Annotated in this window: 11 protein-coding genes; 6 read left to right on the top strand and 5 right to left on the bottom strand. The window is 72.5% G+C overall.

Features of this window, described 5'->3' with window-relative positions; genetic code table 11:
- Nucleotides 1-204: 204 nt before the first annotated feature.
- Nucleotides 205-666, top strand: a complete 462-nt coding sequence (locus ACIQOU_RS29195; protein WP_401541149.1) for a DUF4913 domain-containing protein — start codon at nt 205-207, stop codon at nt 664-666.
- Nucleotides 667-705: 39 nt separating this feature from the next.
- Here ACIQOU_RS29195 and ACIQOU_RS29200 read toward each other — a convergent pair whose 3' ends face one another.
- Both ACIQOU_RS29200 and ACIQOU_RS29205 read right to left on the bottom strand, forming a co-directional pair.
- The gene (locus ACIQOU_RS29200) at nt 706-3,690 is read right to left on the bottom strand and encodes an AfsR/SARP family transcriptional regulator (RefSeq protein ID WP_401541151.1); all 2,985 of its coding nucleotides are present in this window, start codon (nt 3,688-3,690) and stop codon (nt 706-708) included.
- Nucleotides 3,691-3,879: 189 nt separating this feature from the next.
- The gene (locus tag ACIQOU_RS29205) at nt 3,880-6,768 is read right to left on the bottom strand and encodes an AfsR/SARP family transcriptional regulator (protein ID WP_401541154.1); all 2,889 of its coding nucleotides are present in this window, start codon (nt 6,766-6,768) and stop codon (nt 3,880-3,882) included.
- 316 nt (nt 6,769-7,084) lie between these two features.
- Here ACIQOU_RS29205 and ACIQOU_RS29210 point away from each other — a divergent pair, with 316 nt between their 5' ends.
- From ACIQOU_RS29210 to ACIQOU_RS29220, 3 genes are all read left to right on the top strand, one after another.
- Nucleotides 7,085-8,446: an RICIN domain-containing protein gene (locus ACIQOU_RS29210; protein WP_401541157.1), complete on the top strand. Its 1,362-nt coding sequence runs from the start codon at nt 7,085-7,087 to the stop codon at nt 8,444-8,446.
- 22 nt (nt 8,447-8,468) lie between these two features.
- Nucleotides 8,469-10,037, top strand: a complete 1,569-nt coding sequence (locus tag ACIQOU_RS29215; RefSeq protein WP_401541159.1) for a hypothetical protein — start codon at nt 8,469-8,471, stop codon at nt 10,035-10,037.
- Nucleotides 10,038-10,182: 145 nt separating this feature from the next.
- Complete coding sequence (locus ACIQOU_RS29220; protein WP_401541162.1) at nt 10,183-11,586, top strand: hypothetical protein; 1,404 nt, start codon at nt 10,183-10,185, stop codon at nt 11,584-11,586.
- Nucleotides 11,587-11,943: 357 nt separating this feature from the next.
- Here the strand turns inward: ACIQOU_RS29220 and ACIQOU_RS29225 are convergent, their stop codons facing one another.
- A complete protein-coding gene (locus ACIQOU_RS29225; protein WP_401541165.1) occupies nt 11,944-12,855 on the bottom strand; it encodes an aminoglycoside phosphotransferase family protein in 912 nt (303 codons plus the stop codon).
- Between ACIQOU_RS29225 and ACIQOU_RS29230 the strand changes: the two genes are divergently transcribed.
- Both ACIQOU_RS29230 and ACIQOU_RS29235 read left to right on the top strand, forming a co-directional pair.
- Complete coding sequence (locus ACIQOU_RS29230; protein ID WP_401541168.1) at nt 12,854-13,519, top strand: rhomboid-like protein; 666 nt, start codon at nt 12,854-12,856, stop codon at nt 13,517-13,519. The two genes, ACIQOU_RS29225 and ACIQOU_RS29230, sit on opposite strands and share 2 nt — an antisense overlap.
- A 9-nt stretch (nt 13,520-13,528) precedes the next feature.
- Complete coding sequence (locus ACIQOU_RS29235) at nt 13,529-14,935, top strand: NAD(P)/FAD-dependent oxidoreductase (RefSeq protein WP_401541171.1); 1,407 nt, start codon at nt 13,529-13,531, stop codon at nt 14,933-14,935.
- Between the two features lie 159 nt (nt 14,936-15,094).
- Here ACIQOU_RS29235 and ACIQOU_RS29240 read toward each other — a convergent pair whose 3' ends face one another.
- Complete coding sequence (locus ACIQOU_RS29240; protein ID WP_401541174.1) at nt 15,095-16,573, bottom strand: MFS transporter; 1,479 nt, start codon at nt 16,571-16,573, stop codon at nt 15,095-15,097.
- Nucleotides 16,570-17,817, bottom strand: a complete 1,248-nt coding sequence (locus ACIQOU_RS29245) for an erythromycin esterase family protein (protein ID WP_401541177.1) — start codon at nt 17,815-17,817, stop codon at nt 16,570-16,572. The genes ACIQOU_RS29240 and ACIQOU_RS29245 overlap by 4 nt, the downstream gene beginning before the upstream one ends.
- Nucleotides 17,818-17,841 lie beyond the last annotated feature (24 nt).

Raw genomic sequence — 17,841 nt, forward strand, 5'->3', positions numbered from 1 at the left:
TGCGCGCTCCTCGCGGAGCCTGGGGCGGCGCCGGCGATGACGCCGTCGACCGGTACTGACACCCGGTCGGGAGGCACAACGCGTCGGTCACGCCACCGGTTCAATCCGGCCAACGCCCGGTGAACCGCCCGAGGGTGCCGTACGTGTCGTTCCCGCACCCCTGGAACGGCCGTGTCGAGGCCGCCGAGCAGAAAGCAGGACGGCATGTCCATCGAGACGCCCGAACTCCCGCCGTTGGGACAGGAATTGAGCACCGCTCAGGAGCCGGCTGAGAAGCCCAAGAGTCCGCCGCACTTCATCCTCTACAAGGAGGGCGCCGAGTACGGCGAGGCGCTCAGAGGCCTGACGCTGTGGGCGCACCACGTGCTGCTGCCGGTCTACGGCCGTGAGGTCAGCTCCGGTGCCCCCTGGTGCTCGCGGTGGTGGGAACACCCCGAGGCGGTCGCGCTGTTGCACGGCCTGTGGCTGGCGTGGGGCGACCTCACCGGACCCGGCACGGACATGCGCGGGCCCGCCGACTGGCACCGCGACTACCTGAACCCGGTGCTGAACTCGCTGCGCGACCAGCAGGGCCCCTTCGCGGGCTGCAAGCCGGGCAGCCACCGGGCCAAGGAGATACCTCCCGTCGACGCGATGGACCCGTTCGGCCCGCCGCCGGGGGTCTGACCGGGGCGGCGGCGGGCCGGGGTTCAGGCGGGCCGGGGTTCAGGCGGGCGGGTCGCTGTGCCGGTCCAGCGACCGGCGGACCGTCTCCGCGTCCGGGTGCTCGGCCTCCTCCAGCAGGGCGAGGGCGTCGAGCCAGGCGTCACGGGCCGGTTCCGGCCGCCCGGCGGCGGCGTGCGCGTCCCCGATGTGGCGCAGGGTGCCCGCCTCCAGGAAACGGTCGCCCATCTCGCGGCAGAGTTCCAGGGCGCGGGCGTACGCCCCGAGGGAGGCGTCGTGATGGCCGAGCCGGTGGTGGGCGTACCCGGCGCAGTCCTGGGCGATGGCCTCGGCGCTGGGGTCGCCGATCTCCTGCTGGAGCGCGATGGCCTTCTCGCAGTGCTCCAGGGCGCGTTCGGGGTCACCGAGCAGGATGTACGTCCAGCCGACGTCGGTGAGGACGCCCGCCTCTCCGGCCCGGTGGCCGTGGCGCAGATACAGCGCGTGGGCCTCCTCGAAGTGGCGCAGGGCTTGCAGGTGTTCTCCTTCGACGTTGGTGAGGCGGCCGAGCCTGCGGTGGGCGAGGGCCTCACCGATGCGGTCGCCGCTCTCCTGGAACAGCACCAGTGCCCGTTCCAGATGGACCCGCGCGTCGTGCCGTTGCCCGAACCGGTGGTGGCTGAAGCCGAGCGAACGGTGCGCGTGGGCCTGGCCGACCGGGTCCCCGAGGGCGACGGCGCTGGCGAGCGCGGTGCGGTTGATCTCCAGCAGGTCGCGCCAGTAGCCGAGCCGGTCGAGGTACAGCTCCAGGGAGAACGCGGTGCGCCAGGCGTGGTCCTGGAAGCCGTGCGCGGAGGCGTTCTCGACGACCGCCCGCAGTACCTGGAGTTCGGCCCGCAGCCAGGCGGTGGCCTGCTTCTTGCCGCGGAAGGTGAGCGGGGTGCTGCCCGCCGAGGGGAGCGGCAGGTCGATGCTCTCGCGGGACGGGCCGAGGGTCAGGGACGCCTGGTGGGCGCTGTGCAGATAGTGGTCGTACATGCGGTGCAGCGCGGCCCGGCGGTCGGGCTCGGTGTCCTCGTCCTCGGCGAGTTCGGCCGCGTAGGCGCGCAGCAGGTCGTGGAAGCCGAAGCGGCCGGGTGACCGTTCGGTGATGAGGCTGGCGCCGGTCAGCTCGGCGAGCAGGGCGCGGGCCCGCCGGGCGGCCACCCCGAGCAGGGCCGCCGCCGCCGACGCGGTGATGTCGGGCCCCGGGTGCAGGGCGAGCCGCCGGAACAGCGCCGCCGCCTCCGGTTCGAGCAGCCGGTACGACCACGAGAACGCGGCCCGCGCGTCGGTGTGCGCGTCCCCGCCCGTGAACGCGTCCAGGCTGCCGTGGTCGGCCCGCAGCTCGGCGGCGATGTCCGCGAGCCGGAAGCCGGGGTGCAGGGCGGCCCGGGCGGCGACGATGGCGAGGGCCAGCGGCAGCCGGGCACAGCGGGCGACGATGTCCTCGGCGGCCTCCGGCTCGGCGTCCACCCGGGCCCGCCCCAGCCGCCGCACCAGGATGGCGTGGGCCTCCTCGGCCGTCGGCAGGCCCAGGGTGAGCGGATGGGCGCCGTGCCCGGCCACCAGGCCGCTCAGCCGCCGCCTGCTGGTGACGATGACGAGGCAGCCGGCCGCGCCGGGCAGCAGCGGACGCACCTGTTCGGTGTCACGGGCGTTGTCGAGCAGGATCAGCACCCGGCGCCCGGCGAGCACGCTGCGGTACAGGGCGGCCTGCGCGTCGAGGCCCTCCGGCACCGCGTTGGGGGCGACCCCGAGGGCGGTGAGGCAGGACTCGATGGCGGCCGACGGGTCCATGACGGCCCGGTCCTGGTCGTAGCCGCGCAGGTTGACGTAGAGGCTGCCGTCGGGGAAGTGGTGGGCGACCCGGTGGGCCCAGTGCACGGCGAGGCTGGTCTTGCCCGCCCCGGCCATGCCGTCGACGACCCCGATGACCGGCGAGTTCTGCCCCTGAGCACACGTCAGCAGACCGTCCGCGCGCAGCAGTTCGCTCTGGCGGCCGGTGAACAGGGGCGAGTCGGCGGGGAGTTGGGACGGGCGGACGACGTCGGACGGCTGAGCCCCGCCCGAAGAGTCCGACCGTGTGCCCGCTCTCGTGTCCTGCCGGGTGTCCTGGCGGGCGTTCTGCCGGGTGTCCGGTGGGATGTCCTGCCCGGTCTCCGGCCGCCGGTCGGAGCGGATGTCCGGCCGGGTGCGCGGGCGCGAGGTCTCGCGGGGCGGTGGCGCGAGGTAGGGGGCGTCGGCCAACAGGCCCGCGTGCACGGCCCGGAGGGCGGGTCCCGGCTCCACGCCGAGTTCCTCGACGAGGACGCGCCGGGTGCGTGCGTACGCCTCCAGGGCCTCGGCCTTGCGCCCCGAGCGGGCGAGCGCGATCAGCAGCAGCTCGGAGAGGCCCTCCCGCAGCGGGTGGGCGTCGCGCAGCGCCAGCAGTTCCGGCAACGCCGTCTCGTGCAGCCCCAGGTCGAGTTCGCAGCGCAGGCAGTACTCCAGGGCGGTCAGCCGCTGTTCGGCCAGCCGGTCCCGGGAGGCCCGCGCGTAGGGGCCCGGCACCCCGGCCAGCGGCGTGCCCTGCCAGGAGGCCAGGGCGTCCCGCAACAGCCGGACGGCGGCGTCGAGTTGACCGGCGTCCCGGTAATGCCTCGCCTGGGCGACGGCGTCCTCGAACTCGTCGACGTCGCTCAGGACCGTGTCGGTGCGCAGCGTGTACCCGCGTCCGGCGGAGACCACGACCTGGAACTGGTCACCGGCCGCCCGCTCGGGTTCGAGGAGCTTGCGCAGCCGGGAGACATAGGTACGGACCACCGGGACGGCGCCGACCGGGGGAGCGTGTCCCCAGACCCCGTCGACGAGGGTGGAGATGTCGACCGAGCGGCCCCGGTGCAGCAGCAACAGGGCGAGCAGCGCCCGTTGTTGGGGTCCCCCGAGGGGGAGTTCGCGCTCTCCGTGCCAGGCCCGCAGGGGGCCGAGCAGCGCGAACCTCAAGGAAACCGGAGTCTTGTCCTCCATATTGCTCACCGTAGTCATCGCGTATGAGGATTCCGTGAGTTCGGGCCGGGAGATCAAATGAACCGTTCTCGCCTCTCTTCCGTGTCAAGGGCGACCCCGACCACCGGGGACCACCGGCCGAACGTGCTGGTGCGGACCACGGAGCACGCCATGACCACAGCGCAGCGGCAGGGACGCCCGGGGCGTCGGCTACCCCGCTCCGGGTCCCGTGGCGGCGCCGTCGAGGGCCCGCAGCCGTTCCCGCATCCGCGTGGCGTCCGGATGGTCGGACTCCTCGAAGATGGTCAGGGCCCGGCGCCAACTGGTGCGCGCCGACTCGGGTTCGCCCCACTCGTGGTGGACGTCGCCGAGATGGCCGAGGGTGTGCCCCTCGCCCCACCGGTTGCCGACGTCCCGGTGCGCCTCGATGGCCTGGTAGTAGTGCTTGATGGCGTCGTCCTGATGGCCGAGCCGGTGGTGGATCGTGCCCAGGGTGTCCAGGGTGATGCCCTCGACCCAGCGGTTGCCGATGGTCCGCAGCACGGTCATCGCCTCCTCCAGGTGGGCCATCGCGTCGTCGAAACGGCCCAGGCGCTGGTACGCGTCGCCCAGGTTGAGCAGCACGATCCCCTCGCCCCAGGTGCTCTTGAGGTACCGGTCGACCACCAGCGAACGGCGCGAGTACTCCACCGACCGGTCCAGGCGCCCGGTCTGGAGGTACAGGTTGCCGAGGTTGCCCAGACAGAGCGCGCGGCCCTGGAGGTCGCCCCGGTCCCGGTGCAGGACCATCGCGTGCCGGACATGGTCGATGGCCTCCTCGTAGCGGTGCACCATCGCCAGCGCCGCCGACACGTCACCGTGCGCCCACGCCTGCCCCAGGGTGTCCTGGGCGGCACGGACGGCGTCCAGTGCCGTACGGGCGGTGTCGAGCCAGTCGTGCACATGGCTGCGCAGGTAGAAGAAGCCCCACAGGGAGGCGGTCAGCCGCCACGCGAGCCCCGGCCGGCCCGCCGACGCCGCCTGGTGCACGGCGGCGACCAGATTGGCCCGCTCCCCGTCGCACCACTCCAGCGCCTGGTCGTAGGTCGCGAACTCCAGCGGACGGCAGTGGGGCGGCAACGACAGCATCGGCGCCCGGCGCCGGTTCGGCGCCAGGAAGGCGTAGGTGGCGTCAGCGGTGTGCACGTACCAGGAGAGGAGCCGCTCGACCCCTTGGTTCCGTTCCGACTCGGTTTCCTCTTCGAGTACCTGCTCACCGGCGTACACGCGCAACAGGTCATGCAGGACATAACGCCCCGGAAGGTGCTCCAACAGCAGGTGCGCGTGGGTGAGTTCACCCAGCAGCGTACGGGTCTGACGTGCCGTCAGGCCACCCAGGGCCGCCGCAGCGGGCACCGAGATGTGCGCCCCGGCATGCAGCCCGAGCAGCCGGAACAGCCGCGCCGCCGGTGCCGACAGCGCGTGGTGCGACCAGGAGAAGATCGCCCGCACATCGGTGCTGAGGTCCCCGCCGGTGAACGCGTCGAGACTGTCGTGACTGTCCGCCAGCTCCTCCGCGACCGCGCTCAGCGGGAAGTCCGGGTGGGCGGCGGCCCGCGCGGCGACGATGGCCAGCGCCAGCGGCAGCCGGCCACAGCTCGCGATGATCTCCTCGCACGCCCCCGGCTCCGCCGCGAGCCGCGCCTCCCCGAGCCTGCGCGCCAGGAACCCGTACGCCTCCTCGGCGGTCAGCGGCTTCAACGTCAGCGGATGCGCCCCGTCGTTGGCGACCAGGCCGGTCAGCCAGTTGCGGCTGGTGACGACGGCCATGCAGCCGGGCGAACCGGGCAGCAGCGGCCGCACCTGCGCGGTGTCCCGGGCGTTGTCCAGCACGATCAGCACCCGCCGCTCGGCGAGCAGACTGCGGTACATGCCGGTCTGCGCGTCGAGCCCGGCCGGGATGGACTGCGCGGGCACCCCGAGCGCGTCCAGGAAGGTGCGCACCGCCTCCTCGGGCGGCACGGTCGCCCCGGCCGGGTCGAAGCCGCGCAGGTTGATGTAGAGCTGCCCGTCGGGGAAGCGGTGGGCTATCTCGTGCGCCCAGTGCACCGCGAGGGCGGTCTTGCCGACGCCCGCCATCCCGGCGATCGCGTTGATCACCACCGTCTGCGGCAGCTCGCCCTCCCCGGGCAACAGGCCGCGCAGCTGCTCCAGTTCGGGGCTGCGCCCGATGAACGTCGGCAGATCCGCCGGGAGTTGAGCGGGCCGGGCCAACTCCCGCGCGGGCGCCGGGGTGACGGGCGCCGGTGCGGGCTTGGTGCCGGTGTCCTGGGGCAGGTCGAGGCCCGGGTCGGCGGCGAGGATGCGGTCCTGGAGGGTGCGCAGCGCGGTGCCGGGTTCCACGCCCAGCTCGGCGACGAGCGTGGAGCGGGCCTGCCGGTAGGCGGCGAGGGCCTCGGCCTGCCGTCCGGACCGGTACAGCGCCAGCATCAGCAGCCGGCACGGCCGCTCCCGCAGCGGGTGTTCGCCGGTCAGGGCGGCGAGTTCGGCGACGACGTCGTGATGCCGGCCGAGTCGGAGGTCGAGGTCGAGCCGGTTCTCCAGCGCGGTCAGCCGCACCTCGGTCAGCCGGGCGCGGCCCGACTCGGCGAGCGGCCCGGGCAGCCCGGCGAGCGGGACGCCCTCCCAGCCGTCGAGCGCGGCGTGCAGCAGCTGCGCCGCCGGAGCGATCCGGCCCTCGGCGCGTAGCCGCTTGGCCTCGGCGGCCCGCTGCTCGAACACCCCGAAGTCCAGGGCCTCGACGGGCAGGTCGGCGAGGTAGCCGTCGGCGGTCGAGACGAGCAGCCGCGCCGACTCGCCCGCCCCGCGCCGGGGTTCGAGCACCTTGCGCAGCCGGGACACATAGGTGCGCACGACGGCGACCGCGCCCTTCGGGGGGTCCTCGCCCCAGACCGCGTCGATCAACTCGCCCAGGGTGACGGGCCGTCCGAGCCGCAGCAACAGGGCCGCCAGCACGACACGCTGTTGCGGCGAACCGAGATCCAGCTCCTGTTGCCCCCGCCAGGCCCGGACCGGTCCCAGGACGGCGAAGCGAACGGAGTCCGCGTTGGCTGCTTCCACCTCCGGAACTCTAGTGAGAGTTTTACCCAACGCAGCCTTGTTTCACGGAAGCTTCCACGCCCCTTCGCTTCCGTGCGCGGGAACATGTGCCTCTATATGCCCTGTCGGCCGCCTTTGCTGACCCACGGCCGACAGGGCCGGACGGGCACCGCGAGGAACGAGGGGAACCCGGGTGCCGCCGTCGCCGCTTCCACGTACCGGACGCCCGACCGGTTCACCTGCGTCCCGGCGCCCGATTGAACTGTCTTCCCCCGTAGTCCGTTGCTGCCTCCCACAGAGCCGTGTCGAGGCGGCGGAGAGCGAGGGACGGGCGGCGATGGGCATGGGCGAGGAGCAGCGGCCTTCCTCCCTGATCGAGGTCGTGATCGCGGCGGACGGTTCGGCGGTGGTCGACGGTGAGCCGGTGCCGGTGGTGGGCGGCGAGTCGGTCGATGTCGCGATCCTGGACACGTTGCACGGGTACGCGCGCAGCCGTAACGAGCCGGTGCGGGCGGCCATTTCGGACCCCGACTCGGATTATGTGGCGATCGTCGAGGTGGCCCCGGACGGCTCCAGCCGGATGCTGGAGCAGCAGGACGGGTCGGAGGCACCGGGGGAGGCGAGCGCCGAGGACAGCGAGCCGACGGCCCTGACGGCCGTCCCGGTCCCGGTCGAACCCCTCGGTGAGCAGCCGTTGTCGCTCGCCAAGGACACCGGCGCCGACACCCCCGCCGAGCCCGTCGAGCCCGCCGAGCCGGGCGCGCCTGCCGGATTCGGGGCCCGTGACGAACCCGTCGTCTCTTCGGGGGCGAACGGCGGGTCCGGGCGCCCGAGGTTCCCCAGGGGCGGTCAGTCGGACGACGAGTACGAGGGCCCGGGGCTGCTGAAGCGACCGGCGGTGATCGGAGCGGTCGGCGTGGTCGTCGCGCTGGCCGTGGTCGTGCCGTTGATCGTGCTCGGCAGCCAGACCGAGGGCACGAGCAAGGACCGGGCCGCCACCACGGTCGAGGGCCAGGACCCCAGCCCGACCTACCCGACCACGGTCCCGTCGTTCACCTGGAGCACCACCTCGCCGTCCCCGTCGCTCTCCCCGTCCCCGTCCGCGTCGCCCTCCGCCTCCGCCTCGGCCTCGAAGTCGGCGCCGCCGTCCCCGACGCCCAAGCGCACCAAGGCTCCCGTCGAGCCGAACCCGCGCAAGACCGCGAAGGACCCCGACGACGTCGTCGTTCCGGCCGGGGCGGTACTGCTGAAGAACAAGAAGTGGACCACCTGCCTCGACCTGCCCGGCACCGGCAAGGGAAAGATCAACCTCCGTGTGCAGGACGGCCCGTGCATCCGGTCGGACACCGACAACCAGCGCTGGACCCTGCGCAAGAGCTCCAGCGGCAAGGGCACCAGAGGCGCCGACCTCTACCTGATCCGCAACGAGAAGGACGGCCTCTGCCTCGACCTCCCGTCCTACGGCGGGGCCAAGGCGACGACGCCGGTCACCGAGTTCAACTGCGACGGCACCGACCACGACAACCAGCTCTGGTGGTTCGACCAGCGCGCCAACGGCACGTACTGGATACGGAACCAGAAGAGCGGCGACCTCTGCCTCGACGTGTCGAGGGTGGACAACAAGCCGGAGAACGCGGGCATCACGATCTACGGGTGCAGCGATCTCGACGACCACCAGTGGACCTTCGTGAAGGACTGACCCGCACGACGGGAGGACACCCATGGCCGAGACCAGTACGCGTCCGCGGACCGAGGAGAAGGACGGCCGCGCCAGGCTGAGCAGGCCGACGCCTGAGCAGCGCAGGGCCGACCGGGAGCAGCGCCGGGCCGAACGGCGCGGTGCCCGGGAGAGCCGCAGGGCCGCCCGGCAGGTGCTGGGCTCCCGGTTCCGGCCGCTGCTGACGTCCGCGCAGCGGGTGGGCAGGAACTTCCTGCGCGGCGCCTGGGACGTCCTCGCCGACTCCATCGCCCGCCGCTCGGGCATCCCCCGCGGCGACCGCTCCGGCGGCGGGCAGGGCGGCGGCGGCCGTCAGTCCGGCGGCGGTCAATTCGGCGGTGGCGGCGGCCAGTTCGAGGGCAACGGCCAATCCCGGGGCGGCGGCGGCCAGTTCGGCGGCGGCCAACAGTTCGGCGGGGGCGGCCAGTTCGGAGGCGACGCGCCCAACGGCATGTCCCAGGCGCAGGAGAAGAACCTCGACAAGTACCTGGGCGGCAACGGCGGTGAGCGCGGCCTCGACGAGCAGCTCAAGGCGTTGGAGAACCTCACGGCCCAGGTCCTGGCGATGATCGACGGCAGCGCCCTGCGCCGGATGGACACCGAACGCAACCAGCAGCTCCTGAACGGCCTCCTCGACCAGCAGACCCAGCTGAGGCACTTCCAGGAGCCCGCGCCGCCCTACGCGCCGCACACCAGCCCGCCGTCCTACCAGGGCCCCGGCGCCCAGCACGGCGTCCAGGAGTTCTACGGCCCCACCCAGAACCAGCCCCCGGCGCAGGACCCGAGCCAGGGACCCACCCGGACCGCCGGATACGACAACAACGTCGTCGAGTTCTACGCGCCCACCACGGCCAGGTCCGCCGAACCCGCCCCCGCCGACCGCTGGGGCCGCGACGCCCAGCCCCCGGCCACCGAGAAGGTCACCGGCCAGCAGCAGGAGCGCCCGGAGGTGTCGGCCACGCTGTCGGCGCCGCCGCAGCTCCCGGCGTTCGTGCCGCTGGCCCCGATGGACACGAGCTTCCTGTCGCCGGAGCGTCAGCAGCAGGAGCGCCCGGATGTGTCGGCCACGCTGTCGGCGCCGCCGCAGCTTCCGGCGTTCGTGCCGCTGGCGCCGATGGACACGAGCTTCCTGTCGCCGGAGCGTCAGCAGCAGGAGCGCCCGGATGTGTCGGCCACGCTGTCGGCGCCGCCGCAGCTCCCGGCGTTCGTGCCGACGGCGCCGTTGGACACCAACTTCCTGTCGGCGTCGGCGTCGGCGTCGGCGTCGGCGTCGCAGGAGCCGGTGAGCCCGTTGCCGAAGAACGCCACCCTGTCGACGGCGCCGTACGAGCCGGTGAGCCCGGTGACCCCGAGGGCGACGCTCGCGACACCGGTGTCTCCGGTGAGCCCGCCGGGTTCTCCGGGGATGCAGTCGGCGGACGTCGCCCGTGTGGTGCCGTCGGCGGGAATGGTGGCTCAGTTCAACCCGGTTCAGGGCTCCGAGCCCCGCAACTCCTCCGACCGTGGCAGGCCCGCCGCGAACACCCCCTCGACGGCGCCGAACGCGGGTGTCAAGCGGGCGGCGGTGAGGTAGGCGGACGGGCGCGTTACGGCGCCCAAGCCGCTGTCCCGCGCGGGGCCTGCGCAAACATGCCGGGCCCCGGTCGGGATGAACTGTTTCTTCGCCATGCCCGTTGCAGTGCAATGCAGGGCCGCGCGAGCGGCGACGGCAGGGAGGCATGAGTATGGGCACAAGCATGGGGCCGAACGAGGAGCCTTCTTCTCTCATTCCCGTGGTGATCGCGGCGGACGGTTCGGCGGTGGTCGACGGTGAGCCGGTGCCGGTGGTGGGCGGCGAGTCGGTCGATGTCGCGATCCTGGACACGTTGCACGGGTACGCGCGCAGCCGTAACGAGGCGGTGCGGGCGGCCATTTCGGACCCCGACTCGGATTATGTGGCGATCGTCGAGGTGGCCCCCGACGGCTCCAGCCGGATGCTGGAACAGCAGGGCGAGGCAGCGCCGGCGGAGCCCGGCCCCACGACCCCGGTCGCCTTCGACAAGCCCTCCGCTCCCGCCGGACGATCCCTTGACGAACGGGATGACGAAGGGGACTTGGAAGCGGAGCTGGAGCGGGACGGCGGCCGCCCCGGCATGTCGCTGCCCACCCCGCCCCGGCTCGGCGTCCCGGCCGCCGTCTCCCACACGTTCAGCTCACTCGCCCCCGACCCCGACCGGGGTGCGGGCCGGCCGAGGTTCCCGACGCGCGGCCAGTCGGACGACGAGTACGAGGGCCCGGGGCTGCTGAAGCGACCGGCGGTGATCGGAGCGGTCGGCGTGGTCGTCGCGTTGGCCGTGGTCGTGCCGTTGATCGTGCTGGGCAGCCAGGGCGGCGACACCAAGGACCAGACCGTCGGCGCGGCCGACGCCAAACGCAAGGTGCCGACGGAACTCCCCACCAGCCAGCCGACGATCACGTCCTCGCTGGCACCCTGGCCGCACGCCACGCCCGGCGTCAGCCTGTCGCCGTCGGCCTCGACGAGCGGTTCGCCGTCCCCGTCGCCGTCGGAGTCCAGCGCGAGCCCGACGCCGACGGAGTCGAAGACGACCGTGCCGGTCGCGACGCCCCCGGCGGTGGTCGCGCCGAAGCGGACGAAGGCGCCCAAGCCGCACAAGGAGACGGCGGCGGAAGCGGTCATCAAGCTGGCGGCGAAGGCCCCGGGCCGGCACATCTGCTACCGCGTCTACTTCGATCAGGGCGGCTGGCAGAAGCCGGTGTGCGACGGCGCGGTGGCGGGCAAGGTGGGCACCGGCAAGAAGATCAAGGCGATCAACACGGCGACGGCGGGCACCAAGGGCACGGCGTCCAACGCCTGGGTCCGCAAGGAGCACTGGAAGGCGGCCTGGAACGGCGGCGGCGACGGCGTCGACGTCTACATCGGCTCTTCCAAGGCCGCCTACCCCTACATCCTGGGCTTCGTCATCAACGTCGGCGACGGCCGGATCTGCCAGACGGCGGCCTACAACAACAAGTGGGACATGCTCGCCTGCGACAAGCCCGAGGGCCAGGCCCCGGGCAACTTCGTCTGGGGCGGCACCCAGAACGACGACTGGTGGCTCCAGGCGGTCCGCTTCGCGGTGTGAGGGGGCGACGGGGGGTGTCGGGGAGCGACGGGGGGTGTCGCCGGGTGACGCCGGGTGACGGCGAGTGAGGCGGACTCACGGGAGTGAGAGGCTCTAACTCCGGTGAGCACATGTCACGGTGAGAGCTTCTAACGCGAGTGAGGGGGGTCTCGGCTGGTGAGACCCTCTCACTTCCGTGAGCCCGTCCCGTGCCGTGAGACCCTCTCACTTCCGTGAGCCCGTCCCGTGCCGTGAGACCCTCTCACGTTGGTGAGCCCCTTCCCCGACGTGAGAGGGTCTCACGTTGGTGAGCCCCTTCCCCGACGTGAGACCCCCTCACTCCCGTGAACCCCTTTCGCGCCGCGTCCGCCCCGCCCGTCACCCCACCCCCCGCGCCACCTCCACCCGCACGGCGTCCACGGGGCGGTCGGCCTCGATGTCCCACAGGGAGTTCTGGAGGACCCGGCCCAGGGTCCAGGCCCGCGCCCGCTCCCGGTCCAGGCCGAGCACGTCGGTCAGCGCGTCGAAGCGCCACCGGACCTCGGCCGGGTCGAAGCGGTTGACGAGCGCCGGAAGCAGGTCGAACCCGGGGTCACCGGCGAGCGGCTTGGGGTCGATGGCCAGCCAGTCGGCACGCGCGCAGCCGAGCACGTTCTCGAAGTGCAGGTCCCAGTGGAGGAGCCGGTCGCCCGGCTCACCGGCCACCTCACGCACCGCGGCCGCGCAGTCCGCGAGCAACGCCCGCACCTCCGCGTCCGGCACCCGTGCCAACGCCCCCGGCGTCCGCTCCAGCAGGCCGTGCGCGAGGGTGCCGAGCCCGCGCAGTCCGGCCGGGGCGGGCGGTGAGGTGAGCCGGGCCAGCAGCCGCCCGATGATCAGCACGGCGGCCCGGGAATCGGGCAGCGCGGACAGCGTCCGGCCGGGATCGAGGCGCTCCAGGAGCATGGTGCCGGTGGCCGGGTCGTGGTCGAGGAGACGCACGGCACCGTCGCCGTCCCAGGCCCGCAGGGCGACGGGCTCGCCGACGTTCTCGTTGTCGAGGAGGTGCAGCTTGAGCGCGGCCGGGACGCCGTCGTCGCGGACCACGGGCAGGACGAGGGCGCTCACGCCGTGCATCGCGGCCCCGTCGAGCCGCAGCCCCCACCGCCCGAGGAACTCCTCGGCGAGACCCGGCAGCCCGGCGACGAACGCCCGCCCCCGAGCGCCGTTGAACTTCTCCTGTGCCGCCGCGAGCCCGCCCGGGATGTCGATCACGCCCGGGACGATACTTGCGTGCGTGAATCGGGGCATGCGAATTCACCGGGGCGCGGTCCGGGTGGCGGCACGGGTGTGGGCGTACATCCGCAGCGCCCCCGGCACCTATGTGTGGCTGGCCGTCCTGTTCCTGACGACGGTGGCGCTGCACCACATGTCGCCGGAGTTCGAGAAGGAGTTCCTGCGCCAACGGTCCACCAACATCCACGAGTTGTCGCGGTCGCCGCTGCGGGTGCTGGCGCAGAGCGCGATGTGGATCGACGGCGGCCGCTGGGTGCCGTACGCCGTCCTCTACACCGTCTTCCACGCACCGGCGGAACGCTGGCTCGGCACCCTGCGCTGGCTGCTGGTGTGCGTGGCCGCGCATGTGCTGGCGACGTTGATCAGCGAGGGCGCCCTGCTGCGGGCCGTGCGCGACGGGATCGCCCCGCGCTCGGCGACCGACACCCTTGACATCGGGGTGAGTTACGCGTTGGCCGGGGTGGTCGCGGTCCTCGTGTACCGCGTCCCGGCGCCGTGGAAGTACGCGTACCTCGTGGGTGTCCTGCTCGTGTACGTCACCCCGCTCGCGGTCACGCCGACCTTCACCGACCTCGGCCACTTCACGGCCGTCCTGATCGGATTCTGCTGCTATCCGCTGGTCAGAGGCGTGCCGAAAACACGGAATCCGAAGGAGACAGCGGCCGCCCGCACGGGTTAACGTCCCGCCATGAGCACCTCAGCGAGCGACGTCGTCAACGGCGGCATCTCCTTCTGGTTCGCCGACGACGGTCTCCCGGCCCCGCGCGAGCCGCTCGCCGGTGACGCGTCGGCGGACGTCGTGATCGTCGGCGGCGGCTACACGGGACTGTGGACGGCGTACTACCTGAAGAAGGCGGCGCCCTATCTGCGGATCACCGTCCTGGAACAGAAGTTCTGCGGCTACGGCGCCTCGGGCCGCAACGGCGGCTGGCTCTACAACGGCGTCGCCGGGCGCGACCGTTACGCGCGACTGCACGGCCACGAGGCCGCCGTACGGCTCCAGAAGGCGATGAACGACACCGTCGCCGAGGTCGTCCGGGTGGTCGCCGACGAGGGCATCGACGCCGACGTCCACCTCGGCGGCGTTCTCGAAGTGGCGCGTACCCGGGCCCAGTTGGCGCGGCTGAGGGAGTTCCACGCGCAGGAGCTGACGTACGGGGAGGACGACCGCGAACTGTACGACGCGCAGGAGACGTCCGCCCGCGTCGAGGTCTCCGGTGCCCTCGGCTCGACCTGGACCCCGCACGGCGCCCGCCTGCACCCCGTGAAACTGGTCAAGGGCCTCGCGGCGGCGGTGGCGGCGCTCGGCGTCACGATCCACGAGTCGACGCCGGTCACGGAGATCCGCCCCCGGCAGGCCATCACCCCGCACGGCACGGTCCGGGCGCCCTACGTCCTGCGATGCACGGAGGGGTTCACGGCCAACCTCCGTGGACAGCGCCGGACTTGGCTGCCCATGAACTCCTCGATGATCGCCACCGAGCCCCTCACCGACGCCCAGTGGGAGACCCTCGGCTGGAGCGGCCGCGAGGCCCTCGGCGACCTCGCGCACGCCTACATGTACGCGCAGCGCACCGCCGACGGCCGGATAGCCCTGGGCGGCCGGGGCGTCCCGTACCGCTACGGCTCCCGCACCGACCACGAGGGCGTGACGCAGCGGGCGACGATCGAGTCCCTGCACCGCCTGCTGCTCGACTTCTTCCCCTCCCTGACCGGCGTCGGGATCACCCACGCCTGGTCCGGCGTCCTGGGCGTGCCGCGCGACTGGTGCGCGACGGTCACCCTGGACCGCGCGACGGGCCTCGGCTGGGCGGGCGGCTACGTCGGCTCGGGCGTCGCCACCACCAACCTCGCCGCCCGCACCCTCACCGACCTGGTCCGCCTCGACTCCCGCCAGGGCGACCGCACCGACCTGACCGAGCTGCCCTGGGTCGACCACCGCGTCCGCACCTGGGAACCGGAACCCCTGCGCTGGCTCGGCGTCCAGAGCATGTACGCGGCCTACCGCACAGCGGACCGCAGAGAGACGAAGAACGGCTCGGACCAGTCGTCCCGCCTGTCGAGGCTGGCGGACCGGGTGGCAGGCCGCCACTGAGCCAACGGGGTTGGCGTGCAAGGCCGTTGGGGAGGCGGCCGCCGGTCCACTGCCTGAACGGGGGCGGCGGCCAAGGCCGTTGACGCGTGACACCTACGGCAACCCGAACACCCCCAGCAGGCAAGGCCGTTGGGGAAGTGCCCTTCCCTTCCCTCCTGTTCAGGCCTCGCGGGCCAGGCGGTTGGGGGACTTGGTGGTGACCAGGAGACCGGCGACGAGGGCGGCGAGGAGCATGACGCCGACGCCCCACCAGATGGCGACGGTGTAGCCGTGCACGACCCCTTCGTCGACGAGGAGCGCCTTGCCGCCGGGGGAGTGGAGGTGGGCGGCGATGAAGGTGGCGCTGCTGGTGGTGGCGATGGTGTTGAGCAGCGAGGTGCCGATCGAACCGCCCACCTGCTGGGCCGTGTTGACGGTCGCGGACGTGACGCCGGAGTCCTGCGGGGCCACCCCGGCGGTCGCGGTGGCGAACACCGGCATGAAGGTGAGGCCCATGCCGAGGCCCATCAGGAGCAGCGCGGGCAGCACCTGGGTGGTGTAGTCCGAGGCGACGGTCATCCGGGTGAGGATGATCATGCCGCTCGCGGCCAGCAGCATGCCGGGCACCATCAGGGTGCGGGGCGGCACGTGTTGGAGCAGCCGGGCGGAGATCTGCGTGGAGCCGATGATGATGGCGACGGTCAGCGGCAGGAACGCCAGGCCGGTCTTGACGGGCGAGTAGCCGAGGATGACCTGGAGGTAGTAGGTCATGAAGAGGAACAGCCCGAACAGGCCGATGATCGCGAGCATCATGGTGAGGAAACACCCGGCGCGATTGCGGTCCTTGACGATGTGCAACGGCAGCAACGGCATCGCCGCCCGCCCCTGCCACCACCCGAACGCGACGAGCAGCACCACCCCGGCCGCGAAGAACGCCAGCACCAGCGGGTCGCTCCAGCCCCGCGACTCGGCCTCGCTGAAGCCGTAGACGATCGCGACGAGGCCGCCGCAGCCCAGGACCGCACCGGGCACGTCGAGCCGGGCGCTGGAGTTGCCGGGCCGGTCGCGGAGCAGGCCGAGGGCGCCGAAGACGGCGATGACGGCGATGGGGACGTTGACGTAGAGGCACCAGCGCCAGTTCAGGTACTCGGTGAGCAGGCCGCCGATGATGAACCCGATGGCGGAGCCGCTGCCGGCGATGGCGCCGTAGATGCCGAAGGCCTTCCCGCGTTCCCGGGGATCGGTGAAGCTCGTCGCGAGCAGCGACAGCGCGGACGGCGCGAGAACGGCGGCGAAGACCCCTTGCAGCGCCCGCGCCCCGAACAGCATTCCGGCGCTGGTCGCGGCCCCGCCCAGCGCGGACGCCCCGGCGAATCCGATCAGCCCGATCACGAACGTCCGTTTGCGCCCGACGAGGTCCGCGATCCGCCCGCCGAGCAGGAGCAGCCCTCCGAAGGCGAGCGTGTACGCGGTGATGACCCACTGCCGGTCGCCGTTGGAGATCCCCAGGTCACGCTGGGCGGAGGGGAGGGCGATGTTCACGATCGTCGAGTCCAGGACGACCATGAGCTGCGCCAGCGCGATGATCACCAGCCCCCACCACCGATGGGGATCGACACCCACCGGGGCGGCGGCCTCACCTGTCCGGGGGACACTCATCTGGCCAGAACATCACGAATGCCCGGTTGACGCATCTGGAGATCCTTGACGAAGACGACGCCGTCACTGTCGGCGAGGTGCCCCGGATCGAAGGGGGCGTACCCGAACCACGGCGAGACCCGCTGCACGGGCGGCGAGCCCTCAAGCGCGACGGCCAGCCGCCGGGCGTCGACGAGGCGACGGTCGTCCGGCAGCGCGTAGAGCAGCCCCTCGAAGGTGTCGGGCGGCGGCACGTCCACGCCCCGGTGCTGAATCGTGCCGAGAGCGGTGGCCAAGAAGGCGTATTCCGGACCTAGTTGGGCGTTCGCGAGCGCCCCTGCACCCCACCACTCCAACGGCGCCCCGCCCATCCGCATGCTGCTCTTCGCCCGCTGGAGATGGGAGTTGTGGGCGTGGACGAGTATGGGCCCGCGCGCGGCGAGGGTGAGCAGCTCACGGCCCATGATCTGGTCGCGAACGGCGACGAGTTGGGCCATGCGTCCGGGCGACGGGTCGGCCATCGCGCGGTGATAGGTCAGCAACCCGGTGGCCGTGCGCGCGTACAGCCGGGCCCGTTCCCACGCCTCGGGCGAGGTGGCGGCGATCAGATGAGGGGTCTCCGCGTCGAGGAGAGTCACCAAGTCGTCGGCGAGCAGCCGCAGTTGAACGGCGTCGGCGGTCCGCCCGACGGAGGCGCCGGGGTCCGTCATGGCGGCGGGGTCGGTCCAGCGTGCGTCGGCGCCGAGCAGCCGGTCGAGGGTGTCGTGGGCGCAGGGGAGCGCGGCGGCGTCGAGGTGCGGCGCGAGGAAGGCGTGCAGCGCGGTGAGGGCCTCGCGGGGGCTCGCGGCGCCGGTGATCTCCAACGGCCCGTCGAGACCGGCGAAACGGAGCCGTTCGGAGGCGGGGCGACCGGCGCTGTCGGCACGGGCGTTGTGCTCGCGCATCCAGGACACCAGCTCACGGTTGCCCGCCTGGCTGCCCCACCCGTGGCTGAAACCGTGCGCCATGACGTCGTCGAGCGTGCCGGTGCCGGAGCGGACGAAGTCGTCCACGAGGAGCGCCTTCAGGCAGTCGCTCTCGACGGCGATCGTCCGGTACCCCTCCTCCTCGACCAGCTCCCGGAAGAGTTCGTTGCGCACCCCGAGCAACGAATCCTCCCCATGCGTGGGCTCCCCGAGGGCAAGCACCCGAGGCGCCCGGGACAGCAGCCGCAGAACGGCGGAAGCGGAGACAGCATGGACAAGGTCGGAGAGATCATCAGCCATGCCTTGAACAGTATCGTTGAAGAA

Origin of the sequence: Streptomyces sp. NPDC091279, assembly GCF_044757465.1 — a bacterium.
Classification (GTDB): Bacteria; Actinomycetota; Actinomycetes; order Streptomycetales; family Streptomycetaceae; genus Streptomyces.

What these genes read in the sequence shown, in the direction of transcription:
- ACIQOU_RS29215 (WP_401541159.1), top strand. Translation starts at nt 8,469, where the DNA reads ATGGCCGAGACCAGTACGCGTCCGCGGACCGAGGAGAAGGACGGCCGC.
- ACIQOU_RS29245 (WP_401541177.1), bottom strand. Translation starts at nt 17,817, where the DNA reads ATGGCTGATGATCTCTCCGACCTTGTCCATGCTGTCTCCGCTTCCGCC.
- ACIQOU_RS29210 (WP_401541157.1), top strand. Translation starts at nt 7,085, where the DNA reads ATGGGCATGGGCGAGGAGCAGCGGCCTTCCTCCCTGATCGAGGTCGTG.
- ACIQOU_RS29195 (WP_401541149.1), top strand. Translation starts at nt 205, where the DNA reads ATGTCCATCGAGACGCCCGAACTCCCGCCGTTGGGACAGGAATTGAGC.
- ACIQOU_RS29235 (WP_401541171.1), top strand. Translation starts at nt 13,529, where the DNA reads ATGAGCACCTCAGCGAGCGACGTCGTCAACGGCGGCATCTCCTTCTGG.
- ACIQOU_RS29220 (WP_401541162.1), top strand. Translation starts at nt 10,183, where the DNA reads ATGAGTATGGGCACAAGCATGGGGCCGAACGAGGAGCCTTCTTCTCTC.
- ACIQOU_RS29230 (WP_401541168.1), top strand. Translation starts at nt 12,854, where the DNA reads ATGCGAATTCACCGGGGCGCGGTCCGGGTGGCGGCACGGGTGTGGGCG.
- ACIQOU_RS29240 (WP_401541174.1), bottom strand. Translation starts at nt 16,573, where the DNA reads ATGAGTGTCCCCCGGACAGGTGAGGCCGCCGCCCCGGTGGGTGTCGAT.
- ACIQOU_RS29225 (WP_401541165.1), bottom strand. Translation starts at nt 12,855, where the DNA reads ATGCCCCGATTCACGCACGCAAGTATCGTCCCGGGCGTGATCGACATC.
- ACIQOU_RS29200 (WP_401541151.1), bottom strand. Translation starts at nt 3,690, where the DNA reads ATGGAGGACAAGACTCCGGTTTCCTTGAGGTTCGCGCTGCTCGGCCCC.